Source organism: Exiguobacterium sp. s21 (assembly GCF_018617975.1).
In the GTDB taxonomy this organism is placed as follows: domain Bacteria; phylum Bacillota; class Bacilli; order Exiguobacteriales; family Exiguobacteriaceae; genus Exiguobacterium; species Exiguobacterium mexicanum_A.
Map to the genome: position 1 here is coordinate 123,095 of NZ_JACSLF010000008.1, position 6,324 is coordinate 129,418.

General features: G+C 52.5%; 4 protein-coding genes. 1 reads left to right on the plus strand and 3 read right to left on the minus strand.

From position 1 onward, the window contains the following. Nucleotide 1 precedes the first annotated feature (1 nt). Together KNP06_RS10650 and KNP06_RS10655 are read right to left on the minus strand one after the other, a co-directional pair. The gene (locus KNP06_RS10650; RefSeq protein ID WP_214788863.1) at nt 2–661 is read right to left on the minus strand and encodes a DUF429 domain-containing protein; all 660 of its coding nucleotides are present in this window, start codon (nt 659–661) and stop codon (nt 2–4) included. A 135-nt stretch (nt 662–796) separates the two neighbouring features. Beyond that, nucleotides 797–2,239, minus strand: a complete 1,443-nt coding sequence (locus tag KNP06_RS10655; RefSeq protein WP_214788866.1) for a leucyl aminopeptidase — start codon at nt 2,237–2,239, stop codon at nt 797–799. Between the two features lie 329 nt (nt 2,240–2,568). Here KNP06_RS10655 and ptsP point away from each other — a divergent pair, with 329 nt between their 5' ends. After that, nucleotides 2,569–4,287 carry a phosphoenolpyruvate--protein phosphotransferase gene (ptsP, locus tag KNP06_RS10660; RefSeq protein WP_138859133.1) on the plus strand — a complete coding sequence of 573 codons (1,719 nt, stop codon included), beginning with the start codon at nt 2,569–2,571 and terminating at the stop codon, nt 4,285–4,287. A 41-nt stretch (nt 4,288–4,328) separates the two neighbouring features. Here ptsP and ptsG read toward each other — a convergent pair whose 3' ends face one another. Then, nucleotides 4,329–6,236, minus strand: a complete 1,908-nt coding sequence (ptsG, locus tag KNP06_RS10665; protein WP_374224118.1) for a glucose-specific PTS transporter subunit IIBC — start codon at nt 6,234–6,236, stop codon at nt 4,329–4,331. Nucleotides 6,237–6,324: the final 88 nt, after the last annotated feature.

The following is a 6,324-nucleotide window of genomic DNA, read 5'->3' on the forward strand; positions in this document are numbered from 1 at the left end:
GTCATCGCTCTTTTGTCTTCGGTACCGCTACGAACGGCGCTCCTTCAGTTTGGTCCGGATGCGTCACCATCCCAGTCGTTCCCGCCTCATAGGCGGCCACGGCCAACATACAGGCGTCGATAATATCATCGACTTGTACGTTCGACATCTTCCACTTCCAGGGCGAGCTTTTTGAATAGCGGCGCAACAACTCGATCCGTTCGAGTTCTCCCGCCTCGGTCTTCTTGCTGAAACGCGCCTCGTTCCCGGTCATGACGGCGAAGCACACTTCCGGGTGTGACTCATAGACGTCCGTTTCAGCGATCGTTTGAAACTCTCGAATCCGAGGCACAAGGTTCCACGCTTGTTTGCTGATTCCTTTTCCGACTAGTTCGCGACTTCTCGCGTTGGCCGTCTCATACGATGCTTCTGTTACCACTTCTTGAATCGGTGGTGTGAAGATCGATGACTTCCGCTCTTTTAGTTGTGACCGCATCCACGCGTCACACGTTCGGTCCGGCTTGTCGATCGACCCTAAGTCTTTCGGCATATCGACAAAATGCACGGCCCCTTCGATCAATAAATCTTCCAATTTCTCTGAGATGGTCAAACAGAGCGAGATGCTGTCGTACGTGATTCGTACCCAACCCCCGCGCGCGCCATCAATTCCTACTCCGACCACGGCGTCCCTCCTGCATCAAAAACAACACTCCGAGCACCGCGCAAAAGACGGTCACTCCTAACAACCAACGGCTTGGCCAAGCCGTGTATCCGAAACCGGAGACGACGGCCAAACCGATTGATACAAATCCAATTTTCAACGTTTCCATCCTTCGAGCATCGAGGCGAGTGTGCGCACCATGACGCCAGTCGGTCCTTTTGGTCCGAGGTCGCTCGCCGACGAACGTTCGCTCGTCCCAGCGATGTCGAGATGGAGCCAAGGCGTGTCCCCGACGAACTCACCGACAAAAGCGCCGCCGAAAATCATATGACCGTAACGGCCCGGTGAGTTGTTCAAGTCGGCGACTTCCGACTTACGCACTTGGTTGATGAAGACATCGAAGTATGGCATCTGCCAGATGAGTTCGTTCGTGTCACGGCTCGCAGCTTCTAAGGCGCCGTAGAGCGACGCATCGTTCGTCAGGCAACCAGTCACTTCCGTACCGAGTGCGACGAGCACACCGCCCGTGAGCGTGGCCACATCGATGATGGCTTGCGGTTCATACGTCTTAGCAAAGGTAACGGCGTCGGCGAGGACGAGACGACCTTCCGCATCCGTGTTAAGCACTTCAATCGTCTTCCCGTTCATCGCCGTGATGACATCGTCCGGCTTGAATGCGTCCCCTGAGATCATGTTGTCCGTCGATGGGATGACACCGATGACGTTCACGTTCGGTTTCGTCGTCGCGAGCGTCTCGAATAAACCAAGTACCGTCGCGGCGCCGCCCATATCCCCTTTCATACCGACGATGCCGTCTTTCGGCTTGATCGAGTAACCGCCCGTATCAAACGTGATTCCTTTTCCGACGACAGCGACAGGCGCCTCGTCTCCAGCTCCGCGATATTCGAGCACGATCAACTTCGGCGGGATCGTCGACCCTTGGTTGACGGCGAGAAGCGCGCCCATTCCGAGCCCTTCCATCTCTTCTTTTTCAATGATGCGATGTTCAAAGCCGTGACGTTCGGCCATCTCGACCGCATAGTCCGCGAGCGTTTCCGATGTCAAAATATTGGCTGGCATCATCGTGAGCGACCGCGCCACATTCACCCCACGTCCGTAAGCTGCACCTGCTAGCGCCTCTTCCTCTGCATCAGCTCCGAGCAACGTGATCGTTACGTCGGGTTTCGCCGGTTTCGGCTCTGATTTGTATGTAGGATGCTCATACGTCGCCATCTCATACGCTTCAGCAAACAGTTTCGCCGTATTCGGTCCGAACGTGTCGAGGGCGACCGCGACGTCCGTGAAGGCACGGGCTTTGATGTGTTTGGCGACTTTCCCGAACCAATTGCGCACATTTTCAACCGTATTTTCGTTCCGTTGTCCGAGACCGACGAATAGGATCCGTTTAACCGTTCCCTCAAACGTCGGGACGATGGAGACTTCACCTGTTTTCGTTGAAATATCTGCCGATTGAATCAATGCTTTGACGCGTCCATTAAACAATGAATCGAGTCCTTCCTCAATCGTGTCGGCAGCGCCGATCCCCACGACGATTGTGTCATATGAGCCGTTCCAATCTAAGTCTTTCACTTGATACATGTTTGCCACTTCCCTTCTTTATATATGGTTAGCATAACGAACTTCTGCCAAATAATGAAACAGTATGCGCAAGAGTCAATAAATCTTCGAATTCAGGCGTTAACTCCTCGTTGTGACGATGATTTATTTTATGATAGGATAAGAAAGTACGCAATCAGGCATCCCTCCCTGTTGAGGCGAGGCCATTTTGTTCGGTCGAGGCTTCACCTAGTAGTAGACCGTTGCTACTTTAATCTTCCAGGTTTTCGTTAGTTCCTTTTTCATTTCGGGTAAGAACTAACGAGATAACGTTGGAAACCACTATTTCTTTGAAGAGAGGGACTACGCTTATGTCACACATTAAAGGTATTGGCGCATCTGCAGGAATCGCAGTTGCGAAAGCATTCGTCATGGAGACACCTTCATTTGACATCCCGACAAACAAAATCGAGGACGTAGCAGCTGAGAAAGCCCGTTTCCAAGCGGCGATCGCTCAGTCAAAGACAGAACTCGAAGAAATTCGCGAGATCACACTTCGTGAACTCGGCGAAGACAAGGCAGAGATTTTCTCGGCACACTTGCTCATCGTCGAAGATCCAGAGATCGTCTCACAAGTGAACGACAAAATTGAAAGCGAACACATGAACGCTGCGAAAGCGCTCGATGAAGTCGCTCAAATGATGGTCATGATCTTTGAATCGATGGATAACGAGTACATGCGTGAACGCGCTGCCGACGTTCGTGACGTCACAAAACGCGTCATGGCGCATATCCTCGGTGTCACATTCATGACGCCTGCGTCGATTTCTGAAGAAGTCATCATCATCGCTGAAGATTTGACACCGTCTGACACGGCGCAACTCAACCGTAAATACGTCAAAGGTTTCGCGACAAACATTGGTGGACGTACGTCTCACTCAGCGATCATGTCTCGCTCACTCGAGATTCCTGCTGTCGTCGGAACAAAAGTAGCGCTCGAAGAAATCAAGAACGGCGACCTCGTCGTCATCGACGGGACAGAAGGCGACGTCTTCGTCAACCCGTCTGAAGAACTCGTCAATGAATACGTTGAAAAACGTGCTTCATTCGAAGCTTACAAAGAAGAGTTGAAACAACTCGTCAACGAAGAGTCAGTCACAGCCGACGGCCATAAAGTCAAACTTGCGGCAAACATCGGTACACCGAACGACCTCGAAGGCGTGTTGAAAAACGGCGCTGACGCCATCGGCCTTTACCGGACCGAGTTCCTCTACATGGACTCAGAAACGTTCCCGACGGAAGAAGAGCAATATACAGCCTATAAAGCAGTACTCGAAGGTATGGACGGCAAACAAGTCGTCATCCGTACGCTCGATATCGGTGGAGATAAAGAACTGTCTTACCTCGACCTTCCAAAAGAAATGAACCCGTTCCTCGGCTATCGCGCGATTCGCCTTTGCCTCGAAGAGACGGACTTGTTCCGCACACAACTTCGCGCCCTTCTCCGTGCCTCAGCGCACGGTGACCTCGCCATCATGTTCCCAATGATCGCGACACTTGAAGAGTTCCGCGCGGCGAAAGCGCTCCTTCTCGAAGAAGAAGCGAAGTTGAAAGCAGAAGGCATCGCTGTCGGTAACTACGAGACAGGGATGATGGTCGAGATTCCATCGACTGCCGTCATGGCGAAGCAATTCGCGAAAGAAGTCGACTTCTTCTCAGTCGGCACGAACGACTTGATTCAATACACGATGGCAGCGGACCGCATGAACGAGAAAGTCTCGTACTTGTACCAACCGTTCAACCCGGCCATCTTGAACCTTCTCCACAACGTCATCACAGAAGCACATAAAGCTGGCAAATGGGTCGGCATGTGTGGCGAGATGGCTGGAGAAGAGCTCGCGATTCCAATCCTTCTCGGACTTGGCCTTGACGAGTTCTCGATGTCAGCTTCAAGCGTCCTTCGCGCACGTAGCCTCGTGAAGCGTTTGACGAAGTCAGAAACAGAAGCGATCGTCAACGACGTCCTCAACATGGATACAGCTGAAGAAGTCGTGAACTTCCTCAGTGAAAAATTCGATATTAAGAAGTAACAAAAAAGAAGTTCTCGCAGCTGCGAGAGCTTCTTTTTTGTTTACTCGGCTCCTTTATCATCCGTTCTGAAGTCGAGCGCTTCACCCGCGACGACCGTCTCTCCGAATGGGACGACGACGATTTTACCGTCTCCGTTCGTCCAAATGATCGGCGTGATGAGCGATGGGACTTTGTCACGAATCAAATTGAGGTCAACGTCGAGCAAGACATCCCCCGCTTCGACGCGGTCGCCTTCTTTCACTTTGGCGACGAAACCTTCGCCTTTCAGATTGACCGTATCGAGTCCGACATGGATAAGAATCTCGCGTCCATCGTCCGCAAGTAGACCGATCGCATGTTTCGTCGGGAAGAACGTCGTGATTTGTCCCGTGACCGGCGCAACGACTTGTCCCGAACTCGGTTCGATGGCAAACCCTTCACCCATCATACGGCCCGAGAAGACTTGGTCCGGAACGTCATCGAGTGACAAGATGACACCCGACATCGGGGCGAGGAAGCGATGATCGGCATGTTCGGCCGCTTCTGGTGTGATGACGGCTTTTTCTTTCGGTTTGTATTCGCCGCCCTCGATGATGGCCGCGATTTGCGATTTGAGCGTATCCGATTTCGGTCCGAAGATGGCTTGAATATTATCTCCGACTTCGAGTACTCCGGCCGCTCCCAAATCTTTGAGCAAGTCTTTATCGACTTGTTTCACATCGTTCACGGTGACGCGAAGACGCGTGATACAGGCGTCGAGGTGTTTGACGTTTTCAGGTCCGCCGAGACCCACGAGCACTTCGTACGGTAAATCGTCTCCGACGACGGCACGGGCGCCTTTGCCTTCGGCGACGGTTTCACGTCCCGGCACTTTCAAGTCGAACTTCGTAATGGCGAAGCGGAACCCGAAGTAATAAATGACCGCGAAGACGAGGCCGACTGGAATGACGAGCCACCAGGCTGTCCGGTTCGGCAACACTCCGAACAATAGATAGTCGATGAGTCCGCCTGAGAACGTCATCCCGATTTTTACGTTAAGCAAGTGCATGGTCATAAAGGATAGTCCAGCAAAGACGGCATGAATACCAAAGAGTAGAGGTGCAACGAAGACGAACGAGAATTCGACCGGCTCGGTGATTCCCGTTAAGAATGAGGTGAGGGCTGCTGAGAAGTAAAGTCCTTCGACGTCTTTACGACGCTCTTTCGGGACCGTGTGGAACATGGCGAGACAAGCGGCAGGCAATCCGAACATCATGAACGGGAACTTCCCGGTCATATACGTACCGGCCGTAAACTCGACTCCATCACGTAATTGTGCGAAGAAGATCCGTTGGTCCCCTTGGACAAGGTCTCCCGCCTGGTTCGTATATTCCCCGAACTGGAACCAAAACGGTGAGTACCAAATGTGGTGCAGACCGAACGGAATCAAAGAACGCTCGACCAAACCGAAGACAAAGGCTGAAACGGCGACGTTCGCTTCAATGATCGTGCTCGAGAACGTGTTGATCGCTGAACCGATCGGCGGCCAAATGTAGGCGAGCGCAATCCCGATCACCAAGCTGAACGCGGCGGTCGCGATCGGCACGAACCGTTTCCCTGCAAAGAACCCTAAGAAATCCGGCAACTTGATGTTGAAGTACTTGTTGTACGCGAATGCGGCAATGAGACCTGCGATAATACCCCCGAATACCCCCATTTGGAGCGTCGGGATCCCGAGTACCGTGGCATAGGCCGGGTCTCCCTGGGCGATTTCCGCGGTAATACCGTTCCACGTGCTGATAACCTTGTTCATAATCAAATAACCAACGATAGCTGCTAACCCGGCAACACCGTCCCCGTTGGCTAGCCCGATGGCGACACCGACGGCGAACAATAGACCTAGATTGGCAAACACGATATCCCCGGCATCTGTCATAACTTGCCAGACGAGGACGAGTGAATCGTTTGCCAAGAAAGGCAAGAGCGAAATGAAGTGCTCCCTGTCAAGTAGACAGGACAAATAATGAAAACCAGCCTAGGCGGCTTGAGACCTGTATTCGACAGGGCTCAAGCCGTTT